General features: G+C 62.7%; 23 protein-coding genes. 15 read left to right on the top strand and 8 right to left on the bottom strand.

Annotated elements, in window-relative coordinates:
• Complete coding sequence (locus tag BFQ01_RS02655) at positions 1–900, top strand: hydroxymethylglutaryl-CoA lyase (RefSeq protein WP_065924119.1); 900 nt, start codon at positions 1–3, stop codon at positions 898–900.
• 542 nt (positions 901–1,442) lie between these two features.
• Here the strand turns inward: BFQ01_RS02655 and BFQ01_RS02660 are convergent.
• The gene (locus BFQ01_RS02660; RefSeq protein ID WP_065924120.1) at positions 1,443–3,080 is read right to left on the bottom strand and encodes an AMP-binding protein; all 1,638 of its coding nucleotides are present in this window, start codon (positions 3,078–3,080) and stop codon (positions 1,443–1,445) included.
• Between the two features lie 150 nt (positions 3,081–3,230).
• Between BFQ01_RS02660 and BFQ01_RS02665 the strand changes: the two genes are divergently transcribed.
• The 4 genes from BFQ01_RS02665 to BFQ01_RS02680 all read left to right on the top strand — a co-directional run bounded on the left by BFQ01_RS02665 (position 3,231) and on the right by BFQ01_RS02680 (position 8,875).
• Positions 3,231–4,394 (top strand): isovaleryl-CoA dehydrogenase, encoded by a 1,164-nt coding sequence (locus tag BFQ01_RS02665; protein ID WP_065924121.1) that lies wholly within the window; start codon positions 3,231–3,233, stop codon positions 4,392–4,394.
• Between the two features lie 11 nt (positions 4,395–4,405).
• Complete coding sequence (locus BFQ01_RS02670) at positions 4,406–6,013, top strand: carboxyl transferase domain-containing protein (protein ID WP_065924122.1); 1,608 nt, start codon at positions 4,406–4,408, stop codon at positions 6,011–6,013.
• A gap of 133 nt (positions 6,014–6,146) precedes the next feature.
• Positions 6,147–6,953 carry a gamma-carboxygeranoyl-CoA hydratase gene (locus BFQ01_RS02675; RefSeq protein WP_027606269.1) on the top strand — a complete coding sequence of 269 codons (807 nt, stop codon included), beginning with the start codon at positions 6,147–6,149 and terminating at the stop codon, positions 6,951–6,953.
• A complete protein-coding gene (locus tag BFQ01_RS02680; protein WP_065924123.1) occupies positions 6,950–8,875 on the top strand; it encodes an acetyl/propionyl/methylcrotonyl-CoA carboxylase subunit alpha in 1,926 nt (641 codons plus the stop codon). The genes BFQ01_RS02675 and BFQ01_RS02680 overlap by 4 nt, the downstream gene beginning before the upstream one ends.
• On the opposite strand, the gene BFQ01_RS02685 is transcribed toward BFQ01_RS02680, so the two are convergent.
• Complete coding sequence (locus BFQ01_RS02685; protein WP_065924124.1) at positions 8,872–9,507, bottom strand: LexA family protein; 636 nt, start codon at positions 9,505–9,507, stop codon at positions 8,872–8,874. The genes BFQ01_RS02680 and BFQ01_RS02685 overlap by 4 nt on opposite strands.
• A 131-nt stretch (positions 9,508–9,638) precedes the next feature.
• On the opposite strand from BFQ01_RS02685, the gene BFQ01_RS02690 reads away from it, so the two are divergent.
• Entirely contained in the window at positions 9,639–9,989 is a 351-nt protein-coding gene (locus BFQ01_RS02690) for a DUF6124 family protein (RefSeq protein ID WP_027606266.1), read from the top strand.
• 463 nt (positions 9,990–10,452) lie between these two features.
• Positions 10,453–11,604 (top strand): M14 family metallopeptidase, encoded by a 1,152-nt coding sequence (locus BFQ01_RS02695; RefSeq protein ID WP_065924125.1) that lies wholly within the window; start codon positions 10,453–10,455, stop codon positions 11,602–11,604.
• 18 nt (positions 11,605–11,622) lie between these two features.
• Here the strand turns inward: BFQ01_RS02695 and BFQ01_RS02700 are convergent, their stop codons facing one another.
• Both BFQ01_RS02700 and BFQ01_RS02705 read right to left on the bottom strand, forming a co-directional pair.
• Positions 11,623–12,162 (bottom strand): cytochrome b, encoded by a 540-nt coding sequence (locus tag BFQ01_RS02700; RefSeq protein WP_065924126.1) that lies wholly within the window; start codon positions 12,160–12,162, stop codon positions 11,623–11,625.
• Positions 12,159–13,241 (bottom strand): catalase family peroxidase, encoded by a 1,083-nt coding sequence (locus BFQ01_RS02705; RefSeq protein ID WP_065924127.1) that lies wholly within the window; start codon positions 13,239–13,241, stop codon positions 12,159–12,161. Before BFQ01_RS02705 ends, BFQ01_RS02700 begins: the two co-directional genes overlap by 4 nt.
• A 169-nt stretch (positions 13,242–13,410) precedes the next feature.
• On the opposite strand from BFQ01_RS02705, the gene BFQ01_RS02710 reads away from it, so the two are divergent.
• The 4 genes from BFQ01_RS02710 to BFQ01_RS02725 all read left to right on the top strand — a co-directional run bounded on the left by BFQ01_RS02710 (position 13,411) and on the right by BFQ01_RS02725 (position 17,152).
• Positions 13,411–13,917, top strand: a complete 507-nt coding sequence (locus BFQ01_RS02710; RefSeq protein WP_027606262.1) for an RNA polymerase sigma factor — start codon at positions 13,411–13,413, stop codon at positions 13,915–13,917.
• Positions 13,914–14,651, top strand: a complete 738-nt coding sequence (locus BFQ01_RS02715) for an anti-sigma factor family protein (protein ID WP_065924128.1) — start codon at positions 13,914–13,916, stop codon at positions 14,649–14,651. The genes BFQ01_RS02710 and BFQ01_RS02715 overlap by 4 nt, the downstream gene beginning before the upstream one ends.
• 62 nt (positions 14,652–14,713) lie before the next feature.
• Complete coding sequence (zapE, locus tag BFQ01_RS02720; RefSeq protein ID WP_065924129.1) at positions 14,714–15,808, top strand: cell division protein ZapE; 1,095 nt, start codon at positions 14,714–14,716, stop codon at positions 15,806–15,808.
• Positions 15,809–15,847: 39 nt separating this feature from the next.
• Positions 15,848–17,152, top strand: a complete 1,305-nt coding sequence (locus tag BFQ01_RS02725; RefSeq protein WP_065924142.1) for a protein kinase — start codon at positions 15,848–15,850, stop codon at positions 17,150–17,152.
• Positions 17,153–17,380: 228 nt separating this feature from the next.
• Here the strand turns inward: BFQ01_RS02725 and BFQ01_RS02730 are convergent, their stop codons facing one another.
• Positions 17,381–18,088 (bottom strand): YebC/PmpR family DNA-binding transcriptional regulator, encoded by a 708-nt coding sequence (locus BFQ01_RS02730; protein WP_027606258.1) that lies wholly within the window; start codon positions 18,086–18,088, stop codon positions 17,381–17,383.
• Between the two features lie 109 nt (positions 18,089–18,197).
• Positions 18,198–19,523 carry an MFS transporter gene (locus tag BFQ01_RS02735; RefSeq protein ID WP_065924130.1) on the bottom strand — a complete coding sequence of 442 codons (1,326 nt, stop codon included), beginning with the start codon at positions 19,521–19,523 and terminating at the stop codon, positions 18,198–18,200.
• 257 nt (positions 19,524–19,780) lie between these two features.
• Between BFQ01_RS02735 and BFQ01_RS02740 the strand changes: the two genes are divergently transcribed.
• Entirely contained in the window at positions 19,781–20,677 is an 897-nt protein-coding gene (locus BFQ01_RS02740) for a LysR substrate-binding domain-containing protein (RefSeq protein ID WP_065924131.1), read from the top strand.
• Here the strand turns inward: BFQ01_RS02740 and BFQ01_RS02745 are convergent.
• Complete coding sequence (locus BFQ01_RS02745; RefSeq protein WP_065924132.1) at positions 20,647–21,507, bottom strand: LysR substrate-binding domain-containing protein; 861 nt, start codon at positions 21,505–21,507, stop codon at positions 20,647–20,649. The two genes, BFQ01_RS02740 and BFQ01_RS02745, sit on opposite strands and share 31 nt — an antisense overlap.
• Before the next feature lie 113 nt (positions 21,508–21,620).
• Between BFQ01_RS02745 and BFQ01_RS02750 the strand changes: the two genes are divergently transcribed.
• The 3 genes from BFQ01_RS02750 (at position 21,621) to BFQ01_RS02760 (ending at position 24,256) form a co-directional block, all read left to right on the top strand.
• Positions 21,621–22,730 carry a 2-aminoethylphosphonate--pyruvate transaminase gene (locus BFQ01_RS02750; RefSeq protein ID WP_065924133.1) on the top strand — a complete coding sequence of 370 codons (1,110 nt, stop codon included), beginning with the start codon at positions 21,621–21,623 and terminating at the stop codon, positions 22,728–22,730.
• A gap of 27 nt (positions 22,731–22,757) precedes the next feature.
• Entirely contained in the window at positions 22,758–23,585 is an 828-nt protein-coding gene (gene phnX, locus BFQ01_RS02755; protein ID WP_065924134.1) for a phosphonoacetaldehyde hydrolase, read from the top strand.
• A 113-nt stretch (positions 23,586–23,698) separates the two neighbouring features.
• Positions 23,699–24,256, top strand: a complete 558-nt coding sequence (locus BFQ01_RS02760; RefSeq protein ID WP_065924135.1) for a cytochrome b — start codon at positions 23,699–23,701, stop codon at positions 24,254–24,256.
• Here the strand turns inward: BFQ01_RS02760 and BFQ01_RS02765 are convergent.
• On the bottom strand, positions 24,246–25,136 hold the full coding sequence (locus BFQ01_RS02765) for a 1-aminocyclopropane-1-carboxylate deaminase/D-cysteine desulfhydrase (protein ID WP_065924136.1): 891 nt from the start codon (positions 25,134–25,136) through the stop codon (positions 24,246–24,248). The two genes, BFQ01_RS02760 and BFQ01_RS02765, sit on opposite strands and share 11 nt — an antisense overlap.
• Positions 25,137–25,161: the final 25 nt, after the last annotated feature.

Here is a 25,161-nt window from a genome sequence, read left to right on the forward strand (position 1 = left end):
ATGTCCCTCCCCTCCCATGTGCGCCTGGTGGAAGTCGGCCCGCGCGACGGCTTGCAGAACGAAGCCCAGCCCATCAGCGTGGCCGACAAGGTCCAATTGGTGGATGCCCTCAGCGCGGCAGGCCTGAGCTATATCGAAGTGGGCAGTTTTGTCTCGCCCAAGTGGGTGCCGCAAATGGCCGGTTCCGCCGACGTGTTCGCGCAAATCCAGCGCAAGCCCGGTGTAACCTACGGTGCGCTGGCGCCAAACCTGCGTGGTTTCGAGGACGCGCTGGCGGCGGGCGTGAAGGAAGTGGCGGTGTTTGCCGCAGCCTCCGAGGCGTTTTCCCAGCGCAATATCAACTGTTCCATCAGCGAAAGCCTGGAGCGTTTTGCGCCGATCATGACGGCGGCCAGGCAGCACGGCATCAGCGTGCGCGGCTATGTGTCCTGTGTGCTGGGTTGCCCTTACGAAGGTGAGATTGCGCCGGAACAGGTGGCGGCGGTCGCGCGGGAGTTGTATGCCATGGGCTGCTACGAGGTGTCCCTGGGCGACACCATCGGCACCGGCACGGCGGGCACCACGCGGCGGCTGTTCGAGGTGGTCGGCGCGCAGGTGCCACGGGACAAACTGGCGGGCCACTTCCATGACACCTATGGCCAGGCCATCGCCAATATCTATGCCGGCCTGCTGGAAGGCATCACGGTATTCGACAGCTCTATTTCAGGCCTCGGCGGCTGCCCCTATGCCAAGGGCGCCAGCGGTAACGTCGCCACCGAAGATGTGCTGTACCTGCTCAATGGCCTCGGGATCGACACCGGCATCGACCTGGACGCATTGATTCGCGCGGGCCTGCAAATCAGCCATGTCCTCGGCCGCCCTACCGGCTCGCGCGTAGCCAAGGCGCGGACAGCCGGTTGAGTAGCGTAGCCGTGACAATGTGTTACCGCACGGCTACACATCGAGTAACACGGGAACATATTTTGTCGTATTTTCTGTAGGCCAAACCCTACTTAAAAATTAACTTATTGATTTTAAATGGATTTTAAAAGTTGGCACGCCTTCTGCTATCTCTATGGCATAACAAGAATAAAAAGCGCCAAACCTAATAAAAATAAGACGAAACGACTCTGACATAACAAAAACAACACGGCAGAGACGCAGCTAACAGATTTTTTTGGAGAAGATGTGCTTCGCAGGGTACGGCATGCCGAAACCCGCAACCGGTTAGAGAAAAATAAAACTACCTCAGGTAGCTACCCACTGGTTGGATCGTTAACGAAGAAGCAGATCAGCGCTCAAAAAAATACGTTTGCTCTTGACCCCGGATGGGGGTCGCCAAAAACAGCGGTAAAGGGTAACGGTTGCCAAAAACAACAATAGACCGCCCCTCAATAATAAAAAAAGAGCACGCAACGACAAATTAAAGGGGACCTTCGGGTCCCCTTTGTGCTTTCTGGCCTTTAACCCTGCCCTGCCCCCAGCTCTTCGATCGAGATCTCGCGCATGCGGAATTTCTGGATCTTGCCCGTCACCGTCATCGGAAACTCCTCCACGAACTTGAAGTACCTGGGCGTCTTGAAGTGCGCGATGCGGCCCTTGCACCAGGCCTGCAGCTCCAGTTCGCTGGCCACATGGCCGGGATGTAGCTTGACCCAGGCCACGATCTCCTCGCCGTAACGCTCGTCCGGAATGCCGATGACCTGCACATCGGCCACCGCCGGATGGGTGAAGAAAAACTCTTCCACCTCGCGCGGGTACACGTTTTCGCCACCGCGAATGATCATGTCCTTGTTGCGCCCGGCGATGCACACATAGCCGTGGGCATCCATGGTGGCCAGGTCGCCGGTGTGCATCCAGCCCGCAGCGTCGATGGCCTCGCGGGTGCCGTCGGGGTTGTTCCAGTAGCCGAGCATCACGCTGTAGCCACGGGTGCACAGTTCGCCGACCTGGCCACGGGGCAGCGTGTTACCGGCTTCATCGATGATCTTGCTTTCCAGTTGCGGCTGGGTGCGGCCGACGGTGGTCACGCGACGCTCCAGATCGTCATCCGCGCCGGTTTGCAGGGACACGGGGCTGGTCTCGGTCATGCCGTAGGCAATCTGCACCTCGCCCATGTGCAATTCGCCGATGACCCGGCGCATCACCTCGATGGGGCACGTGGCGCCGGCCATGATGCCGGTGCGCAGGGTGGACAGCTCGAACTCGCCCCGGCGTGGGTGATCAAGCAAGGCAATAAACATCGTGGGCACGCCGTACAGGCCAGTGGCACGTTCTTCGGCGACGGCGGTGAGGGTCAGCAGCGGATCGAAGCCGTCATTCGGGTAGATCATGGTGGTGCCATGGGTAATGCAGCCCAGGTTGCCCATCACCATGCCGAAGCAGTGGTACAGCGGCACCGGGATCACCAGGCGGTCCTGCGCGGTGAGGCCCAGGCTTTCGCCGACCATATAGCCGTTATTGAGGATGTTGTGATGACTGAGGGTGGCGCCCTTGGGGAACCCCGTGGTGCCGGAGGTGTACTGGATATTGACGGCTTGATCGAAGTGCAGGCTGGCCTGACGGCTGTGCAGCTGCTCGGGCGGCAGGCCCGCACCGAGGGCCGCCAGTTCCGACCAGGGCAGGAAGCCCGGGGGCGGGCTGGGGTCGAGGCTGATCATGCCGCGCAGATCAGGCTGCAATGCCTGCAACATCGCGTGGTAGTCGGAGGTCTTGAACGCGCCGGCGCACACCAGCCACTCGCAGCCGGACTGCTTGAGCACGTAGTCCAGTTCACTGCTGCGGTACGCCGGGTTGATATTGACCAGGATCACACCAATCTTGGCGCTGGCGATCTGGCTGATGCACCACTCGGCGCAATTGGGCGCCCAGATGCCCAGGCGATCGCCGGTCTGCATACCCAAGGCCAGGAACGCGCGGGCATGCACATCGACGGTCTCGGCCAGTTGCCGCCAGGTGTAGCGACGCTGCTGATGGCGCACCACAAGGGCTTCGCCATCGGGGTATTGCGCCACGGTGTGATCGAAGGCCTGGCCAATGGTCATGGCCAGCAACGCCTTGTCCTGGGAGCCACGGCTGTAGCTCGGATGCAGTTGATCCATAACGACCCCGGTTGTCTTTTTTGTAGGTTGACGTAAACGTAAACTACGATTGACAGCACCGTAACGCAAGCTTACGTTAACGTAAAGGTGAGCGCCCTTCCCTGGCGCGCCATCCACACAACAACAAAGCTCACATTAAGGTGCCTGTCCATGAGTTACCCGTCCCTGAACTTCGCCCTCGGTGAAACCATCGACATGCTGCGCGACCAGGTGCAGTCCTTCGTGGCCAAGGAAATCGCCCCCCGTGCGGCACAGATCGACATCGACAACCTGTTCCCCGCCGACCTGTGGCGCAAGTTCGGGGACATGGGCCTGCTGGGCATCACCGTACCGGAAGAATACGGCGGCGCCGGCCTGGGCTACCTGGCCCACGTGGTGAGCATGGAAGAAATCAGCCGTGGCTCGGCGTCGGTGGCGCTGTCCTACGGCGCCCACTCCAACCTGTGTGTGAACCAGATCAACCGCAACGGTACTCACGAACAGAAACTCAAGTACCTGCCCAAACTGATCAGCGGCGAACACGTCGGCGCCCTGGCCATGAGCGAACCCAACGCCGGTTCCGATGTAGTCTCGATGAAACTGCGCGCCGACAAACACGGCGACCACTACGTGCTCAACGGCAGCAAGACCTGGATCACCAACGGCCCCGACGCCAGCACCTATGTGATCTACGCCAAGACCGACCTGGAAAAGGGCCCCCACGGCATCACCGCGTTTATCGTCGAGCGCGACTGGAAAGGCTTCAGCCGCAGCAACAAGTTCGACAAGCTCGGCATGCGTGGCTCCAACACCTGCGAGCTGTTTTTCGATGACGTCGAAGTGCCGGAAGAAAACATCCTCGGCGTGCTCAACGGCGGTGTGAAAGTGCTGATGAGCGGCCTCGATTACGAGCGCGTGGTGCTGTCCGGCGGCCCCACCGGGATCATGCAGGCGTGCATGGACCTGATCGTGCCCTACATCCACGATCGCAAGCAGTTCGGCCAAAGCATCGGCGAGTTCCAGCTGATCCAGGGCAAGGTCGCCGACATGTACACCCAGCTCAACGCCAGCCGCGCCTACCTCTACGCGGTGGCCCAGGCCTGCGAACGCGGTGAAACCACGCGCAAGGATGCGGCCGGGGTGATCCTGTACAGCGCCGAACGCGCCACGCAAATGGCCCTCGACGCGATCCAGATCCTCGGCGGCAATGGCTACATCAATGAATTCCCCGCCGGGCGCCTGCTGCGGGACGCCAAGCTGTATGAAATCGGCGCCGGCACCAGTGAGATTCGGCGGATGCTGATCGGTCGCGAACTCTTCAACGAAACCCGCTGAAGGAGCGCCCCATGGCCACCTTGCACACCCAGCTCAACCCACGCTCAGCGGAGTTCGCCAGCAACAGCGCGGCGATGCGCCAACAGGTCGACGCCCTGCATACCCTGCTCGCCCACGTGCAGCAAGGCGGCGGCGCCAAGGCCCAGGTACGCCACACCTCACGCGGCAAACTGCTGCCGCGCGAGCGCATCAATCGCCTGCTGGACCCGGGCTCGCCGTTCCTTGAACTCAGCCAACTGGCCGCCCATCAGGTGTATGGCGAAGACGTGCCGGCCGCCGGCGTGATCGCCGGCATCGGCCGCGTGGAAGGCGTCGAATGCATGATCGTCGCCAACGACGCCACGGTAAAAGGCGGCTCCTACTACCCGCTCACGGTGAAAAAACACCTGCGCGCCCTGACCATCGCCGAGCAGAACCGTCTGCCGTGCATCTACCTGGTGGACTCCGGCGGCGCCAACCTGCCGCGCCAGGATGAAGTGTTTCCCGACCGCGAACACTTCGGGCGGATCTTCTTCAACCAGGCCAACATGAGTGCCCAGGGCATCCCGCAGATCGCCGTGGTGATGGGCTCGTGCACCGCCGGTGGCGCCTACGTGCCGGCCATGGCCGACGAAGCGATTATGGTGCGCAACCAAGCCACCATCTTCCTGGCCGGCCCGCCGCTGGTAAAGGCCGCTACCGGTGAAGTGGTCAGTGCCGAAGACCTCGGCGGTGCCGATGTGCACTGCAGGATATCCGGCGTGGCCGACCACTATGCCGACAGTGACGAACACGCCCTGGCCCTGGCCCGCCGTAGCGTGGCCAACCTCAATTGGCGCAAGCAGGGCCAATTGCTGCAACGCACGCCCGTGGCGCCGCTGTACAGCAGCGAAGAGCTCTACGGCGTGATCCCGGCCGATGCCAAGCAGCCGTTCGATGTACGCGAAGTGATCGCACGGCTGGTGGATGGCTCGGTGTTCGATGAGTTCAAGGCGCTGTTCGGCACCACCCTGGTGTGCGGCTTCGCGCATGTGCACGGCTACCCGATTGCGATCCTGGCGAACAACGGGATTCTGTTCGCCGAAGCCGCGCAAAAAGGCGCGCACTTTATCGAGCTGGCCTGCCAACGCGGGATTCCCCTGCTGTTCCTGCAGAACATCACCGGGTTTATGGTCGGCCAGAAATACGAAGCCGGTGGCATCGCCAAGCACGGCGCCAAGCTGGTGACCGCGGTGGCGTGCGCCAAGGTGCCGAAATTCACGGTGATCATCGGCGGCAGCTTCGGCGCCGGCAACTACGGCATGTGCGGCCGCGCCTATGATCCGCGCTTTTTGTGGATGTGGCCCAACGCGCGGATTGGCGTGATGGGCGCCGAACAGGCTGCGGGCGTGCTGGTGCAGGTCAAGCGTGAGCAGGCTGAACGGGCAGGCGTCGGCTTCAGCGCTGAAGAGGAAGCGGCGATCAAGCAGCCGATCCTCGACCAGTACGAAACCCAGGGTCACCCTTATTACTCCAGCGCACGCCTGTGGGACGACGGCGTCATCGACCCGATGCAGACCCGCGATGTGCTGGCCCTGGCCTTGTCCGCCGCGCTGAATGCCCCCATCGAGCCGAGCCGCTTCGGCGTGTTCCGCATGTAACCTGTAGGAGCGAGCTTGCTCGCGAAGGTCGTTAACGATAACGCGAGCATTCTGGATGAACGCGTTGCCTGGACGTTTTTCGCGAGCAAGCTCGCTCCTACAGGAGACCTCTCATCATCATGGAGCTCCTTGCATGAGCGATTTCAACACCCTCGAACTGATCACCGACAGCCGTGGCTTTGCCACCCTGTGGCTCAGCCGAGAAGCCAAGAACAACGCGTTCAACGCCGAGATGATCCGCGAACTGATCATCGCCCTCGACCATGTGCAAGGTGATGCGTCCCTGCGTTTCCTGGTCCTGCGTGGGCGCGGCAGGCACTTCAGCGCCGGTGCCGACCTGGCCTGGATGCAGCAGTCGGCCGAACTGGATTACCACACCAACCTGGACGACGCCCGCGAACTGGCGGAGCTGATGTACAACCTGGCCAAGCTGAAAATCCCCACCCTGGCAGTGGTGCAAGGCGCGGCCTACGGTGGCGCGCTGGGCCTGATCAGTTGCTGCGACATGGCCATCGGCGCCGATGACGCGCAGTTTTGCCTGTCGGAAGTGCGCATCGGCCTGGCCCCGGCCGTGATCAGCCCGTTCGTGGTGCAGGCCATCGGCGAACGGGCGGCGCGGCGCTATGCCCTGACCGCCGAGCGCTTTGGCGGCCAGCGTGCACGGGAAATCGGCCTGCTGGCGGAAAGCTACCCGATTGGCGAACTGGACCAACAGGTGGAACAGTGGATCACCCACCTGCTGCATAACAGCCCGGCGGCGATGCGCGCCAGCAAGGACCTGCTGCGTGAAGTCGGTAACGGCGCGCTCACCCCTGCCCTGCGCCGCTATTGCGAAAATGCCATTGCACGCATCCGTGTCAGCGCCGAAGGCCAGGAAGGTTTGCGCGCTTTTTTGCAAAAACGCCCACCCAGCTGGCAACCCCAGGAGCCGCGTTCATGAGCACGCTGACCACCGTACTGGTGGCCAACCGCGGCGAGATTGCCTGCCGGGTGATGCGCACCGCCAAGGCCATGGGCCTGACCACCGTGGCGGTGCATAGCGCCGTCGACCGTGATGCGCGACACAGCCGCGAGGCGGATATTCGTGTCGACCTGGGGGGCAGCAAGGCCACCGAGAGCTACCTGCAGATCGACAAACTGATCGCCGCCGCCCAGGCCAGCGGTGCCCAGGCCATTCACCCCGGTTACGGTTTCCTGTCGGAAAACGCCGGGTTTGCCCGTGCGATCGAAGCGGCGGGCCTGATCTTCCTCGGGCCGCCCGCCTCGGCCATCGACGCCATGGGCAGTAAGTCCGCCGCCAAGGCCCTGATGGAAACCGCCGGCGTGCCCCTGGTGCCTGGGTATCACGGCACGGAACAGGACCTGGAAACCTTCCGCGACGCCTGTGAGCGCATCGGCTATCCGGTACTGCTCAAAGCCACGGCCGGCGGCGGCGGCAAGGGCATGAAGGTGGTGGAGGATGTCAGCCAACTCGCCGACGCCCTGGCCTCGGCCCAGCGTGAGGCGCTGTCGTCCTTCGGCAATGGGCAGATGCTGGTGGAGAAATACCTGCTCAAGCCACGCCACGTAGAGATCCAGGTGTTTGCCGATCAGCATGGGCATTGCCTGTACCTCAATGAGCGGGATTGCTCGATCCAGCGTCGACACCAAAAGGTCGTCGAGGAAGCCCCGGCGCCGGGGCTGAGCGTTGCACAGCGCAAGGCCATGGGCGAAGCGGCGGTGCGTGCGGCCCAGGCCATCGGTTATGTCGGTGCGGGCACGGTGGAGTTCTTGCTGGATGCGCGCGGCGAGTTTTTCTTCATGGAGATGAACACCCGGCTGCAGGTGGAGCACCCAGTCACCGAAGCGATTACCGGCCTGGACCTGGTGGCCTGGCAGATTCGCGTCGCCCAGGGCGAGGCGCTGCCGATCACCCAGGAGCAGGTGCCGCTGATCGGCCATGCGATTGAAGTGCGTTTGTACGCCGAAGACCCGGCCAACGACTTCCTGCCCGCCACCGGGCACCTGGCGCTGTATCGCGAGTCCGGGCCGGGCCCGGGGCGCCGCGTGGACAGTGGTGTCGAGCAAGGAGACGACGTGTCGCCGTTCTACGACCCGATGCTCGGCAAGCTGATTGCCTGGGGTGAAGACCGTGAACAGGCACGCCTGCGCTTGCTGAGTATGCTCGACGAGTTTGCCGTGGGTGGGCTGAAGACCAACCTGGGCTTCCTGCGGCGCATTATTGGTCATCCGGCATTTGCGGCGGCCGAGTTGGATACCGGATTCATTCCGCGCTATCAGGAGGATCTGCTGCCGGTGGCCGGGACGCTGAGCGATGCGTTCTGGCAGGCTGCGGGTTCGGCCTTTATGCAGAGCTTGCCTGCGGGTGACGGGCCATGGGCGGACACCCGTGGATTCCGTGCGGGGCTGCCCGCCGAGGTCTCGCTGCACTTGAGCTGCAATGGCCAGGACCGCCTGGTGACACTGGCCGCCGACGCCGCGACATTGCAGGGCGAACAGTTAGTGATCGAACACCAGGGCGTCCGTCGTTCACATCTGGCAGTGCGCAACGAGCACACGGTTTTCCTGCGTTGGGACGGCGAGATGCAGGGCGTGAGCCTGTTCGATCCGATTGCGGCAGTCGAGGCCAGCCAGTCGCACCAGGGCGGCCTCACGGCACCCATGAACGGCAGCATCGTGCGGGTACTGGTGGACGTCGGCCAAACGGTCGAGGCCGGCACGCAACTGGTGGTGCTCGAGGCGATGAAGATGGAGCACAGTATCCGCGCGCCCCAGGCCGGGGTAGTCAAGGCGCTGTTCTGCCAGGAGGGCGAAATGGTTGCCGAAGGGTGTGCGTTGGTGGAGCTCGAAACGGAGGACTAGAACTTCACCGTGGCCTGCACGACGACGCCGAGGATGCGGCAATCAGCGGTGAACAGCAGTTTCGGGTAGGTGGGGTTGAGCGGCACCAGGTAGAGCTGGCCGCTCTCTTCCAGCAACTGGCGGAAGGTCGCCTGGGTGCTGGCGGCCCGTTGGGCAACTACCAGTTTGCCGGGTTCGGCGGCGATGGCCGGATCTACCAGGATCATCATCCCCGCTGCGATGCTCGGGCCGCTGAGCGCGGTCATGGCGTCACCTGTCACCGGCAGCCAGAAGGCGTCGCCCCGGGCGTGGTAATCCGTCGGTTCGAAGCGTGCGGCGCCATAGGCCGGGCGCTCTTCGCGAATGTCACACAGGCCTTTCCACTCGCTGACCGGGTAGCGAAAATACGACGTGTATTGTTTTGCCGGGCCACGGACTTCGTCGGCCTTCTCACGCAGCTCCTGCACCACCTCCAAGTCGCCCAGCCCCAACTCTTCCAGCACCCGGTTCATATCCGCCAGGCTCGGCACGCGGCGCTTGTTGAGCCAGTGCCCAACGCCCCCCTGGGACATGCCCAAGCGTTCAGCCAGCTCACCCTGGGTGACCTCGCGGTCTTTCATGTTGGCCTTGACCAATGCTATCCATTTATCCATGGCCGCGGACAATACGTCAGCCAGTTTCCAGGGCAATAAACAGTTTGTAGTAATCCATAAAACGACATAAATACGATACGTACTATCATCGAGCATAAGGTTTTCGACACCCACCCAGAGTACCGCCCCTTATGACGACGAGCCCGTATCCCCTGCCTGAAACACCCGAAAACGATGACGTTCAAGGCCTGCGCAGCAGCGGTGCTGCCCAGCGTGCCTTGGACTTCTACTTGAAAGAAAATATGTCAGCGCCCGTCCCGGATGACAGCTTTTTCGCCATCAAGCCCGGCATCAGCCAGGAGGAAGCCCTGGTGCACGCCTCGGACCTGTTGCGCAGTGCCGCCGCCACGGCCTACGAATCAGCGAGCAGCCATCAGGGCAACCAGCGCGACCTGGCGTTTTCCGTGGTGTATTTGATTGATATGGCGAAGGCGATGGTCGAGCGGTCGTTGCGGGCACCGGAGGTTCGGGCGAACGGATAACAACCGCGAAAGAAAAATATTTCTATCCCATGGATAAAAACATTTGACTTGCAAATGATAATGATTATTATTGGACCCAGCTGATCGCGAGATCAGTCGATAGACCAAGGGACCTTAGGTCGGACTCTTGGAATATCTCCTCATCAGGCTAATCACGGTTTTTGACCCGGCTCTTTGGCCGGGTCTTTTTTTTGCCAGTTTCCCTGGCATGGCTTCAGGCTAATGAAGACTGTGTGTTGCTTGATGGCGCGCATGGTAGCAAAAGACCATCGCCAAAAGAAAGCCAGTCCAGTGCTCCAGCGCACATCTCTGCGAAATAGCGCTTGAGAATCAATCTCATAGATTCTAAGCTGCGGCGGCGTCACGGACGACGCCCCCCTCCCCGCAACAATTTTGCATCCAGGCTTTACCAAACTCCTGTGTAATATAGCCGCCACAACACTCATATTCAGGCAACCAGACTATGACCGTGGCCTTGACCTCCATCAAGATCAGCACCGACTTCGACAGTGGCAATATCCAGGTGCTCGACGCCAGCGACGCCTACCAGCTGCTGCTGGCCATCCAACCCGATACCCGCAGCCACCATTACCAATGGTTCCACTTCAAAGCCGAAGGCATGCACGTGGGCCACACCCATAACTTTCGCCTGAGCAACGCCGGTGGCTCTTCGTATAAGCACGCCTGGAGCGGCTATAACGCTGTCGCGTCCTATGATCACGTCAACTGGTTCCGAGTCCCCACGCGCTTTGACGGCGAGATCCTGCACATCAGCCTAGAAACCCGTGAGAAGCATGCCTGGTTGGCCTACTTCGAGCCCTACAGTCGCGAACGCCACAACTGGCTGATCGACCAGGCCCTGAAGTACGCCGGCACCCAACTGCTGGCCACCGGCAAAAGTGTCGAGGGCCGCGATATTCAACTGTTGCGACGTGGCAAAGGCGGCGAAGGCCGACGCAATGTCTGGATCATTGCCCAGCAGCACCCCGGCGAACACATGGCCGAATGGTTCATGGAGGGCATCATCGAACGCCTGCAACAGGATGGCGATGCCGAGATGAAAAAGCTCCTGGCCGTTGCCGACCTGTACCTGGTGCCGAACATGAACCCCGACGGCGCCTTCCACGGTCACCTGCGCACCAACGCCATGGGCCAGGACCTCAATCGCGCCTGGCAAAGCGCCAGCCAGGAGATCAGCCCGGAAGTGCTGTTCGTGCAACAGCAAATGCAGCAGTATGGTGTCGACCTGTTCCTCGATATTCACGGCGACGAAGAAATCCCCTACGTGTTCACCGCTGCCTGCGAAGGCAACCCCGGCTACACCCCGCGTATCGAAGCGCTGGAAAAACGCTTTCGCAGCCATTTGAGTTCGCTGACCCGTGACTTCCAAACCACCCACGGCTACACCCGCGACTTGCCGGGCGAAGCCAATATGACCCTGGCCTGCAATGCCGTCGGCGAGCAGTACGACTGCCTGTCCCTGACCCTGGAAATGCCGTTCAAGGACAACGACGACGCCCCCAACCCGAAAACCGGTTGGTCAGGCGAACGCTCCAAACAGCTGGCCAAGGACGTCTTGAGCACCGTGGCCGATATCGTCACGGTCCTGCGCTAACGCCCCTGGCCCCCGGCATCAGTCCTTGGTGCCGGTCATGCTCTGCAACACACCATCGCGCCGAATCAACCCATGGAACAACGCCGCCGCCAGGTGCAGCAGTACCGTCAGGAACAGCAGGTAGGCCAGGTACCCATGGGCCTTGCGCAATAGCGCAAACAGCGGCGCATCCGCCGCCACCAACGCCGGCAACTGCACCGAACTGCTGAGCATCACCGGGTCGCCCGCCGCCGAAATCATCGCCCAGCCCAGCAGCGGCAACACCAGCATCAACCCATACAAGACCAGATGGGACGCCTTGGCCGCCAGCACCTGCCACAGCGGCAAGTCAGACGGCAACGGCGGCTGGCGGGTGGAAAAGCGCACCGCCAGGCGCAGGATCACCAGCATCAGGATCGCGATCCCCAACGGCTTGTGCAGGTGGATCAACCACTCATGCCGTTCCGACACTGACGCCGCCAGGCCTGCGCCGATAAACAACATGGCGATGACCATCAGCGCCATCAACCAGTGCAGCAGGCGCGCCAGGGGCGCAAAAAACCGTGGTTGGGCATTCATGGCTTCGACTCCGCTGGGGCACTGTGCAAGGGGCTGACTTCACCGGCACGGCGCAGGTACGAACTGGCATACGCCGCCGAACGTGCAGCCAGCAGCGGGTCATTGGAGGCTTCGATGCCGCTGGGCAAGATCAACGGATCGAAATTGATGTCGCGACAATCGCCGTCGGCCTGGGGCTGGCTGCTTTGCAGCACCAGGGTGCCGGCATTCAACACCTTGTGCTCACCGGTCCAGGGTTTGCTCGCGTCCTCCAGCGGGTCGCCGGGGTTGGCCAGGGTCATGTTCAACTGCCAACGCAACGGCCCTGTGGCCAGGCGTTGCACCAGGTCTTTCTCCAGAAAGTCGGCGCCCGTCGGTGCGGTCTCCCCCGCTGCATCCTGACTCTGGGGCACTACGCCCCAACGCACGGCCTGGCGCTTGCCCTCGGCACTCACCAAATAAAACGCGTTGATACCGTTATAGGTTTCGGTCGCATAACTGGCCGATGGCCTGGCCGTCTTGACCCACGCCAGGAATGGCGCCGCCTCAGGGTGTGCGGCAAAAAACGCCGGCATATTCGCCGGGTTCGGCTTGCCGGTGGCCGGGTCCGGCGCGCCGGCCTTGAGCATCTGGTAGAACGCCTCGGGCGTGCCCACCGGGAACACCGGCATGCTGTTCATGCCGGTACGCCATTGCTGGCCGTTGACCAGGCTGAACTGCACGGCAAAGCTGCGGATCGGTACACTGCTGTCCGGCGCATAGGGGTTGCCGCTGGGCAGGGCGAAGCGGCCGATCAATGGGGTCCTGGCCGCGCTGAACACCTGGGCGCGGGAGTAGGCACGCGCCTCGGCACTGCTTTCGAAGTACCCGGCCACGCACACGCCCTTGGCATGGTTACGCCGGAATCCAGGGTGCACGCCGTTGTTGGTTTCCAGGGCATTGACCAGGGTTTTCGGGCGCAGGCGTTGTGGGTCGAGGCTGCCGTTGACGTAGGCAAATGCCCCGGCCATAACCGCAACCACGGCACCAATTCCCGCAAGTCGTGCGATCAGGCTCGCCGTGCTTAACGGGGGACGTGGCGGTGATGAGTGATCTACCATGAACAGACTCCAGGGCCTGAAGGCCTTTGGGGGTAACCATAAGGTCGGAGCATTAAGACGAACGCCGATCCGCTCTATTCCCAGGCCCTGGATTTATTTTCCACGGCCGGGAATAACCGTTCACGCCGGACGTCTCTCTAGTCCCAGCGTAGTGACCAGCCAGACACCCATGCATGAACTCGACGAACCGTTACGTGAACTCATCCCCAGGCTGCGGCGTTTCGCTGTGTCCCTGACCCGTAACGCCAGCAGTGCCGACGACCTGGTGCAGGCGACCCTGGAGCGGGCGATCACCCGTTGGGCCGACAAACGCATCGAGGGCGATCTGCGCGCCTGGCTGTTCTCGATCCTCTACCGGCAGTTCCTCGATGCCCACCGCCGCACCCGGCGCTATGCACGCATGCTGGAATTCTTTACCGGCCGCGATGATGCGCAGCCGTCGGTGGAGCGCACCGTCATCGCCCAAGCGACCCTGCAAGCCTTCGACCAACTCAACACCGAACAACGCGCACTGCTGTTGTGGGTGTCGGTGGAGGGCTTGAGCTACAAGGAAGTCGCGCAAATACTCGAGGTGCCGATCGGCACCGTGATGTCGCGCCTGTCCCGGGCGCGCCAAGCGTTGCGTCAACTCAGCGATGGCGACATCGCCAGCCCTTCCCTGCGGATACTCAAATGATCAGCCTGCCCCCCAGCGAACGCGACCTGCATGCCTACGTCGATCATCAACTCCTGGACAGTGATCGCCGCGTGCTCGAAACCTATCTGGCCGCCCACCCCAAGGTCGCGGCCCAAGTGCAGGCGTGGCAACAGGACGCGCAATTGCTGCGCGCGTCCTTGAGCGGCGCCCTGCAACAACCGGCTAACCCGGCGCTGGACCCGGCACTGATTCGCCAGCGCCTCAAGCATCAATCGCGCCGCCACTATGCTACCGCTGCGGTGCTGCTGATGGCCGTCAGCCTCGGTGGCCTCGGCGGCTGGCAGGCCCGTGAAGCCACGCAACCGCCGCTGCTGCCGATGGCCGATGCGATGCAAGCGTTCCGCCTGTTTGCCCAGGAGGGCATCATGCCCGCCGACTATAACGGCCAGGACCGCGGCACGATGCAGGCGTGGCTCGACCGCTACTTCAATCAAGCCCATCGCCTGCCGGACTTGAGCCAAGCGGGCTTCACGCCCGTCAGCGGGCGACTGCTCACCACCGATCAAGGCGCCGCCGCCATGGTGCTGTACCAGGACGCACAAGGTCGACGCATCAGCTTCTACATCCGCCCACCGGGCCCGGACAACGGTTTCCTGCCCCGTGGCGAGCGCACGGCGGATGGGTTGCAAGCGCAATACTGGTCCGGCGGCGGCTACAACTATGCGGTGGTCAGCCCGGCCGGCCAGGCGACGCCGCCCCTGCAGCCGTTCTAGATTGGTCAAATCGCCAGCGGCGCCCTAAAGTAAGCGACCACCGCACTACAGAGTGACTCGCATTGGCCGTGCTCCCCCTTATCCGTCGTTTGCTCGGTAAAAAAACCGACACACACGACGACATGCCCATCCAGACGTTCTTTCAGGACAAAGCCCGGCAACAGGGTTACACCCTCAGTGCTGGTCAAGCCCAGGCCATCACCGCGATGGCGCGCCAGACCCGGCACCTGCTCGCCAGCCAGCCGACCCGCAGCCTGTACCTGCACGGCCCGGTGGGGCGCGGCAAAAGCTGGCTGCTGGACGGTTTCTTCCAGGCGCTGCCCATCGCCGAGAAGCAACGCGTGCATTTCCATGAGTTTTTCGCCCGACTGCACCGCGGTATGTTCACGCACCAGGCGACGGACGATGCCTTGGCCATGACCCTGGACGAACTGCTCGACGGCTGCCGCGTGCTGTGTTTCGACGAGTTCCACGTGCACGACATCGGCGATGCCATGCTGATTACCCGGCTGTTCAAGGCCCTGTTCCAGCGTGGCGTGTGGGTGCTGGTCACCTCCAATTATCCACCCGAAGGGCTGTTGCCCAACCCGCTGTACCACGAGCGTTTCAAGCCGGTGATCGACTTGATTGCCGCGCGTATGGACGTGCTGGAAGTCAGTTCGCCCGAGGACTTTCGCAGCCTGCCCCAGGCCCATGCCGCGCAACGCTTTACCACCGGTTGTTACCTGTGGCCGGGCACGCAGGCCCAGCGTGCGGCGCTCGGCCTGCCGGTCAGCGGCGGCCCGACGCAGACGCTGACGGTGGGCAACCGCACATTGATCTGCCGCCGGCATCAGGCCCGCACCATCGTATTCACCTTCAACGACCTGTGCGAACAGCTGACGGCGGTGATGGACTACCTGTTGCTGTGCGAGGCGTTCGATCACTGGGTCATCGACGGCCTGCCCCACCTGGCAGAGTGCCCGATCGCCGTGCAACAACGTTTTATCAACTTGGTGGACGTGCTTTACGACAAGGACAAGCACCTGGTCCTGATCGGCGAACAACCGCTGGAACAGGCCATGAGCGGCCAGGCCATCGACCTGGCGCGCACCGCCAGTCGCCTGAACCAATTGCAACAGGCCAACCCGCAACGGGCGCGCGACCCGGTATCATGAGCGCCATTTACGCCCCCTTGCCGAGTGATCGCGCCGTTCATGAATACCCTCGCCCAACTCAAGGCCGGCCACTTGGCCGGCATTACGCGCCTGGACCTGTCCTGCGGGCTCACCGAATTCCCTGAGGAAATCTTCGGGCTGGCCGACTCCCTGGAAATCCTCAACCTCAGCGGCAATGCCCTGAGCCGCCTGCCCGACGACCTGCACCGCCTGCCGCACCTGCGCGTGCTGTTCTGCTCGGACAACGCCTTTACCGAACTGCCGGAATGCCTGGGCCAATGCGCCAAACTGAGCATGATCGGCTTCAAGGCCAACCAGATCAGCCACGTGCCCGCCGCCGCGCTGCCGCCGTTGCTGCGCTGGCTGATCCTCACCGATAACTGCATCAGCCAGCTCCCCTGCGAGTTGGGCGAGCGGCCGCTACTGCAGAAACTGATGCTCGCCGGTAACCAACTGACGCAGTTGCCGCAGAGCCTGGCCAACTGCAGCAATCTGGAGCTGATCCGCATTGCCTCCAACCGCCTCACACGCCTGCCCGAGTGGCTGTTGACGCTGCCGAGCCTGACGTGGCTGGCCTATGCGGGCAACCCGGTGGAAATGACCGTGGATAGGGTGGCGGATGACGCGACAGCGGCTATTCCCTGGACGGAACTGGAACTGTCCGAGGTGCTGGGCGAAGGTGCCTCGGGGGTTATTCGCAAGGCCCTGTGGACACCCACGGCCAAGCCCGTCGCCGTCAAGCTGTACAAAGGCACGATCACCAGCGACGGCTCGCCGCTGCACGAAATGCAGGCCTGCATCGCCGCCGGGTTGCACCCTAACCTGATCAAGGTGCAAGGCCGCGTGGTGGGTGCCCCCGAGGACCAGGCCGCGTTGGTCATGGACCTGATCGACCCGAGCTACCGCAACCTCGCCGCCCTGCCGAGCCTGGCCTCGTGCACCCGCGATGTCTACGACCCCGCCACCCGCTTCAGCCTCGACGTAGCCTTGCGCATGGCCCGGGGCATCGCCTCCGTGGCCGCGCATCTGCACCGGCACGGCATCACCCATGGCGACCTGTACGGGCACAATATCCTGTGGAATGAAGCGGGAGATTGTTTGCTCGGGGACTTTGGCGCGGCGTCGTTCCATGCCAAGGCAGACACCTTGGAAACACGAGCCTTGCAACGCATTGAAGTGCGCGCGTTCGGGGTGTTGCTGGGGGAATTGCTGGAGCGGGTTGAAGCGGGGTTGATTGACGAGGCGCTGGTAGCGTTGCAGAAAAGCTGTTGCCAGCCCGACGTGTTGGCACGGCCGAGCTTCGAAGAAATCAACGCCTTGCTGCAATCCATCCAACACCAATAAACAAATGTGGGAGGGGGGTTTGCCCTAATGCCAGTCAGTTAAGCGTACATCGCCTCCTGTAGGAGCGAGCTTGCTCGCGAAAAACGTCAACGATAACGCGTGCTTCCTGAATGAGCGCGGCGCCTGTGAGTTTTTCGCGAGCAAGCTCGCTCCTACAAAAAGCCTTAACTGACTGGCATTAAGGCTTGCCCCCTCCCACATTTTGAATGCGTTTCTTCAGCGGATAAATCAGCCCGCCAGTCCGACGAACATATCCTGCACGTCGTCGTGGTTGTCCAAGCCTTCGAGGAAGGCTTCGACTTCAGCCATCTGCTCATCGGTCAGGCCACTTACCGGGTTCTTCGAGATGTAGCCCAACTTGGCCGACAGCACGGTGAACCCCTGTTCCGGCAGGGCTTTTTGCACGGCGTCCAGGTCGGTGGTCTCGGTGATGAACAGGGTGGTGCCTTCCTCTTCGCCGTCTTCAAAGTCCTGCGCACCGGCTTCGATCGCGGCCATTTCCGCATCGGCATCCGGGGTGTCCGGCGAGGCTTCGATCAGGCCGACATGGTTGAAATCCCAGGCCACGGAGCCGGAAGCACCCAGCTGCCCCTTGCGGAACGCCACGCGGATTTCCGCCACGGTGCGGTTGATGTTGTCGGTCACGCACTCGACGATCAACGGTACCTGGTGCGGGGCGAACCCTTCGTAGGTCACGCGGTGGTATTGCACGGTTTCACCGAGCAGACCGGCGCCCTTCTTGATCGCGCGTTCCAGGGTTTCCTTGGGCATCGAGGCCTTTTTGGCCTGTTCCACCACCAGACGCAGGTGGGCGTTGGTCGCGGTGTCGGCACCGTTGCGGGCGGCGATGGTGATTTCTTTCACCAGCTTGCCGAAGATCTTGCCCTTGGCATTGGATGCCGCTTCTTTATGTTTGACTTTCCACTGTGCGCCCATGACTCACTCTCTTCTATACATCGCGCCGAAACGTCTACTGGCCGGCGCTTTGGGGGCAGAGTTTATAGGGCAAAAACGCTCTGATCCACCAAAAAACCGGCCATACCCCTCAGGTTCGCAAGGGTTTGATCGCCGCACGGCAGTCCGGCACGAAATCCCCGACCTGGGCCAGCACGGCCGGCCTGGCGTTCCAGTAGGGCATCAGCACCAGCGAGGAAAACAGCGCGGCACCGGCAAACACGATAAACACCGTCACCGTATCGAAGTAACCCGGCAGCAACCCGCCGAGGATCGCCCCCACCGAACCGCAACCGTTCACAAAGCCTGCGGCCGTCGCCCCCGCCTTGGCGGTGCCGAAGTCGATGGCGGCGGTGCTGCTGATCATCGAGTCCGGCCCGTAGAGGGTCAGGCCCATCACAAACAGCAACGCCATCACCAGCAGCACGCTGCCGGTGTGCAGTGCGCCCATGAACAGCGCCAGGGCCACGGTCAGGGCCAGCAGGCTGAGCACGCAGGCCGGCATGCGGCGGGCGCCGAACAGTTTGTCGGACGCCAGCCCGATCAGCACTGGTCCCAGCAAACCGGCCAGTTCGAACGCCGTCGGCACGATGGCCGCGCCGACCTTGCCGACCGAGGGCATTTGCTCATACACAATCACCGGCCCCCACAACAGGATCGCGTAGCGCGCCGGTTTCAGCAGGAAGTACGCCAGCCCCAGGGTCAAGACAGTGCGGTTACGCAGGATCGCCCGCAGCGGTTCCAGCACGCTGATGCGCTTCTCGGCGGCGGCCTCCTCGGCGCTCAACAGCGGCTCCGGCTCCACGGCGGGCAAGCCCACATCCTGCGGCGTGTTGCGCTGGAAGAGAAAGAACAGCAGCGCCACACACGCCACCACCGCTGCACTGGAGATAAACGCCGCATGCCAGCTGCCGATCAGGGTGTAGGCCCACCACCCGGCAAAGGGCGACGCCACCAGGCCGCCGAAGGCGTAGCACGAACTCCATAGCCCCAGCACTCGCCCGCGCTGCTGCGCCGGGAAGAAACTGCCGAGGTTCTTGCACAATCCCGACCAGCCGGTGGACTGCGCCAAGCCCTGGATCAACATGCAGCTAATAAAGATCGGCAAGGTGGCGAACGTGCCCATCACCAGCGCCGCAGCGGCAGAAATCAGTAACCCGCCGAGCACCACGACACGCGGCCCGAAGCGGTCAGCCAGCATGCCCCAGGTGAACTGCCCGACGGCATAGGCCGCCAGGTAAATGCCATCCAGGTTGGCCATCATCATTTTGTCGAGGGGGAAACTCGGGGCGTCGACGATCCCCAGCTTGGCCACGGAAAACGCTTTGCGAGTGAAATAGAATGCGGCGTACGCCAGCCAGGTGATAGCGAAAATCTGCACGCGCCAACGCTTGATGCTACCCATAGGGATATTCATGGTGGTTCTGACCTCAGGTGAGTGTGCCGGCAGAATCGAGAAGCGAATGCCTGTTGTTTTTATGGTTGAGCACTGCAATGCCGAGCCTTGGAAAGCGCGGCATTGGTCAGATGGGTCCGGTATTCAGGAGCCCATGGCTCCGTAGGTTGTAGGACTCAACCTACGGGGGCTGAGGCGTATCAAAGCAATGGCTGACTAATAGGTAAAATCGATTTATCGTATTTCAAATATAAGTTCAGCTTGTAAGAGGATTCGCGATGTCGGTGTCCCACGCACAGCTCAAAGCGTTCCACGCCGTCGCCGTCCACGGCAGTTTCACCCAGGCCGCCGAACGGTTGTTCCTGACGCAACCGGCGATTTCCGACCAGGTGCGCAAACTCGAAGAGCGCTTCGGCGTGCTGTTGTTTCATCGCAACAAGCGCTCGGTGCGCCTGACCGACCTGGGCGAACGCCTGCTGAGCATCACCCAGCGCCTGTTTGTGATCGAAGCCGAAGCCGAGGAACTGTTGCAGGACTCCCGCGCGCTGCTCACCGGCACCCTCACCCTCGCCGTGGATGCCCCCGTGCACGTGCTGCCGCAGATCGCGCGGTTTTGCCAGCTGTACCCGGGGATCAGCGTGAAGATCGAAACCGGCAACACCGACGAATCGCTGTTTCGCCTGTACAACTACCAGGCCGACCTGGCCTTGCTGGGCCGCGACGTCGACGATGAGCGCCTGCTGTCGCTGCCGTTGCCCGACGACCAATTGCTCGCCTTTGTCGCGCGCAACCACCCGTGGGCCGGACGCGAGTCCATCTGCCTGGCTGACCTGGACGACACGCCGCTGGTATTGCGTGAAATCGGCTCGGTCACCCGCCAGACCCTTGAACAGGAAATGAGCCAGGCAGGCTTGCGCATTCGCCCGGCCATCCAGGTGGAAGGCCGTGAGGCCGCCCGTGAAGCGGTGGTGGTGGGCATCGGCGTGGGCGTGGTCTCGGCGGCGGAGTTCGGCGCCGACTCGCGGGTGTACGCCATGCCCATCCGCGATTGCAGCCAGCGCATGAAAGAAACCCTGGTGTGCCTCAAGGAACAGAGTTCACGCCGGGTGGTGGCGACGTTCCTGGAGATCGTGCGCGACAGCCTTCAGCCTGGCGCCAACTCGAAGAACGCCTGAATCAGGCGCAACGAGCGCCGCCGCTCCATGCAACCGAGCAGGTGCCGGTTGAGCAGCCCCTCGCCCTCAATCGGCACCGTCTGCACCCGCGGGTCGGGGCTGACTTCCATGGACGAGACCACGCCCACCCCCAGCTCAGCGGCGACGGCTTCGGTCACCGCCTCGCGGCTGTCCAGCTCCAGCAGCACCTTGGGCTGCACATTCGCGGCCATGCAGGCCTCATCGAAGGTACGCCGGGTGATCGAGCTGGGCTCGCGCAGCACCATGATCATGTCGTTGAGTTGCTCGAGGCGAATACCCTCGGGTTGCTGCGCCCACGGGTGGCTGGCCGGCACCAATGCGCACATCCGCGACTCGCTCAACGGTTGCAGGTGCAGACCGTTGCGCGGTTCCACTTCGGTGAGCACCGCCACATCCGCATGCTCGGACAACAGCGCGGCCAGGGTTTCCTGGGCATTGCCCAGGCGCAGGTTGACGGTAATCCCGGGGTAGCGCGCGCGCAGGCTGGCAATCATCGGCATCACCAGGTGCGGGCCGTCCGCCGCGACTTCCAGGCGCCCGCTCAGCAGTTGGCGGTTGGCCTCCAGCATGGTCTGGGCTTCGTCCACCAGGCCAAAGATCGCCCGTGTGATCGCCGCCAGCCGCGCGCCCTCTTCGGTCAACTCCACCCGCCGCGCGGTGCGGCGCAGCAACGGGATCTGGTAGTGCTCCTCCAGGGCCTTGATATGCCCGGTCACCGCCGGTTGGCTGATGAACAGCCGCGCGGCAGCACGGGTAAAACTGCCCTCGCGGGCCACGGCATCGAATGCGCGCAGTTGGAACAGGTTCATGGTTATCGGCCTCACTGATAGCTCGCATAACAACAAACAATTTGATTGATGACAAGCCAAACTGCAATTTAGGCGTCGTAGCTTCAACCCCCGATGCCTTGCGAGGACTTGAGATGACCACTGCCGCGCCGATCCTGCTGACACCTGGCCCCCTGACCACATCGAACCGCACCCGCCGGGCCATGATGGTGGACTGGGGTTCATGGGATGACCGCTTCAACCAACTCACTGCCAGCGTCTGCGCGCAATTGCTGGCGATCCTCCACGGCGAAGGCAGCCACCATTGCGTGCCGTTGCAAGGCAGCGGCACCTTTGCGGTCGAGGCCGCCATCGGCACTCTGGTACCGCGTGACGGCAAGGTGCTGGTGCTGATCAACGGCGCCTACGGCAAGCGCCTGGCCAGGATCTGCGAAGTGCTCGGCCGTGATTTCAGCACTTTTGAGACCGCCGAGGACCAGCCCACCACCGCCGCCGATGTGGACCGCCTGCTGACGGTAGACAGCGCCATCACCCACGTCGCGTTGATCCACTGCGAAACCAGCACCGGCATTCTCAACCCGCTGCCGCAGATCGCCGAGGTCGTCAAACACCACGGCAAGCGCCTGATCATCGACGCCATGAGCTCCTTCGGTGCGCTGCCGATCGATGCCCGCGAGGTGCCGTTCGACGCACTGATCGCCGCGTCCGGGAAGTGCCTGGAAGGCGTGCCGGGCATGGGCTTCGTCTTCGCGAACAAACAGGCGCTGGCCACCGCCCAGGGCAACTGCCATTCCCTGGCGATGGACCTGTTCGACCAGCACAGCTACATCGCCAAGACCGGCCAATGGCGCTTTACCCCGCCGACCCATGTGGTCGCCGCCCTGCACGAAGCGCTGCTGCAATACCAGGAAGAAGGCGGCCTGCCCGCGCGCCACCGACGCTACGCCGACAACTGCCAGGCCTTGCTCGACGGCATGGCCGCACTGGGCCTGCGCAGCTTCCTGCCGGCGGCGATCCAGGCACCGATCATCGTGACCTTTCACGCACCGCAGGACCCGCGCTACCAGTTCAAGGACTTCTACGAACGGGTCAAGGCCAAGGGGTTCATTCTGTACCCGGGCAAATTGACCGAGGTGGAGACGTTCCGCGTGGGCTGCATCGGCCATGTCGATGCGCAAGGGATGCGCGCAGCGGTCAAGGCGATCGCCGAGGTGCTGGAAGAAATGGAAGTGTCGGACATCTGATTGCCCCTTACCCACAGGATCTGAACCATGAACTATCAAAACCCCAACACCCTCCAGGCCGTCATCCTCGACTGGGCCGGCACCGTGGTCGACTTCGGCTCCTTCGCCCCCACGCAGATTTTCGTCGAGGCCTTCGCCGAATTCGATGTGCAGGTATCCATCGAAGAAGCCCGTGGCCCGATGGGCATGGGCAAGTGGGACCATATCCGCACCCTGTGCGACCAGCCGCAAGTCGCCGAGCGCTACCGCCAGGCATTCGGCCGCACGCCCACCGATGACGACGTGACGGCCATCTACCAGCGCTTCATGCCGTTGCAGATCGAGAAGATCGCCGAACACTCGGCGCTGATCCCCAGCGCCCTCGACACCATCGGCCAACTGCGCGGGCAAGGCATCAAGATCGGCTCCTGCTCGGGCTATCCCAAGCAAGTCATGGACAAAGTGGTCGCCCTGGCCGCCACCAACGGCTACGTCGCCGACCACGTGGTCGCCACCGACGAAGTGCCCAACGGCCGCCCATGGCCAGCCCAGGCACTCGCCAACGTGATCGCCCTGGGCATCGACGATGTGGCGGCGTGCGTCAAGGTCGACGACACCGTGCCAGGCATCCTCGAAGGCCGCCGCGCCGGGATGTGGACCGTGGCCCTGACCTGCTCCGGCAACGCCCTGGGCCTGACCTACGCGCAGTTCCGCGCCCTGGACAGCGCCACGTTGGCCAGCGAACGCACGCGCATCGAAGCGATGTTCGCAAGCTCCCGCCCCCATTACCTGATCGATACCATTACCGACCTGCCGGCCGTCATCGCCGACATCAACCAGCGCCTGGCCCGTGGCGAAATGCCGCAAAGCGACTGATAGAGGTCAAGACAACGACATCGCACCGGGCAAACCGCGCAAAACAGGCTTACAGTAAAAGGACTTCGTCGCCAAATAACGAAGGTTCGCCCTGATGAGTGAGGAACCCAGCGATGCCGTGGAAAAATTCCGATACGCGCTACAGCACCATGTCGATTGCGCTGCACTGGTTGATGGTGGTGCTACTGGCGGTGGTCTACGCCTGCATTGAGTTACGCGGACAGTTTCCCAAAGGCAGCGGTGCACGGACGTTGATCGTCGAGATGCATTTTATGTTCGGCCTCACCGTGTTTGTGCTGGTGTGGCTGCGCCTGTTCGCGCGCAGCCTGGGGGTTGCGCCGAGGATCGTCCCCGCCCCGCCGCAATGGCAAAGCCTGCTGGCCACGCTGATGCACTTCGCGCTGTACGCCTTGATGATCGGCATGCCGATTGCCGGTTGGCTGATCGTCAGTGCCGAGGGGCATTCGGTGATGTTCTATGGGATCGAGTTGCCGCCACTGATCGCTGAAAACAAGGCGCTGGCCAAAGAGATTGAAGGCTGGCATGTGTGGTTCGGCAAGGCCGGTTACTGGCTGATCGGGCTGCATGCGTTGGCGGGGATCTTTCATCATTATGTGATGCGTGATAACACGGCGCTGCGGATGATGCCGGGTAAGCGTGCTAGGCTGTAAACCCTCGGCGGCCCTGCAAGCCGCCGGTATGCACGAAGATCAGGCGAGTGCCGGGTACGAACCGCCCGGCCTCGATCTGCTGCTTCAACGCCAACAACGCCTTGCCGGTATAGAGCGGTTCCAGCGGTACACCGCAGGCCTGTTCAGCGGTCTCGATAAAGTCCAGTAGCAGCGGATCTACCTTGGCAAAACCGCCCCGACTGGCGTCCAGCAATTCATAACCACCCTGCACCAGGGCACTCACGTTCTGTGCCACACCATGATCATCCGGTACCGCCATGGCGCCATACACCGGATGCGCGCCCGCCTCCGCCAACGCCAACCCCGCCAACGTCGTACCGGTGCCTGCCGCCAACCACCAGGCATCGTAATCGGCCCAGCCCACGGTGCTCAATTGCCGGCGTGCCTGCTCGACCAAGACCCCGCAACCCAATGCCCCGGCCATCCCGCCGCCGCCTTCGGGCACGGGGTAAAGATCGGGATATTGCGCGCGCCACGGCAACCAGAAATCCTCCGCGTGGCGCGCGCGGTAGCCGGCATAGCCCAGCCAATGCAACTGCATGCCAAAGGCTTTCAGATCGAGGACTGTGGGGGTGTCTTGAGGGTGACCACGCAACAGGCCGACGGTGGGAAAACCAAAGCGCTTGCCCGCCGCTGCCAGCGCGTGCAGATGGTTGGAGTAAGCACCGCCGAGGCTGACGATGCCGCTGGCACCGGCCTGCTGCGCCTGGGCCAGATGTTGGGTGAGCTTGAACCACTTATTGCCGCTGATCAGTGGGTCGATACGGTCCAGGCGCAGCACGGCCAGCTCGACGCCGTTCAGCCACTCCAGCGCTAACGGTTCAAGCGGTGCATGGGGAAGCCAATCGAAAGGACCCATCGGGCGGCATCTGCATCGAAAAAGG

Source organism: Pseudomonas sp. 8 R 14 (assembly GCF_900005955.1).
Taxonomy (GTDB): Bacteria; Pseudomonadota; Gammaproteobacteria; order Pseudomonadales; family Pseudomonadaceae; genus Aquipseudomonas; species Aquipseudomonas marginalis.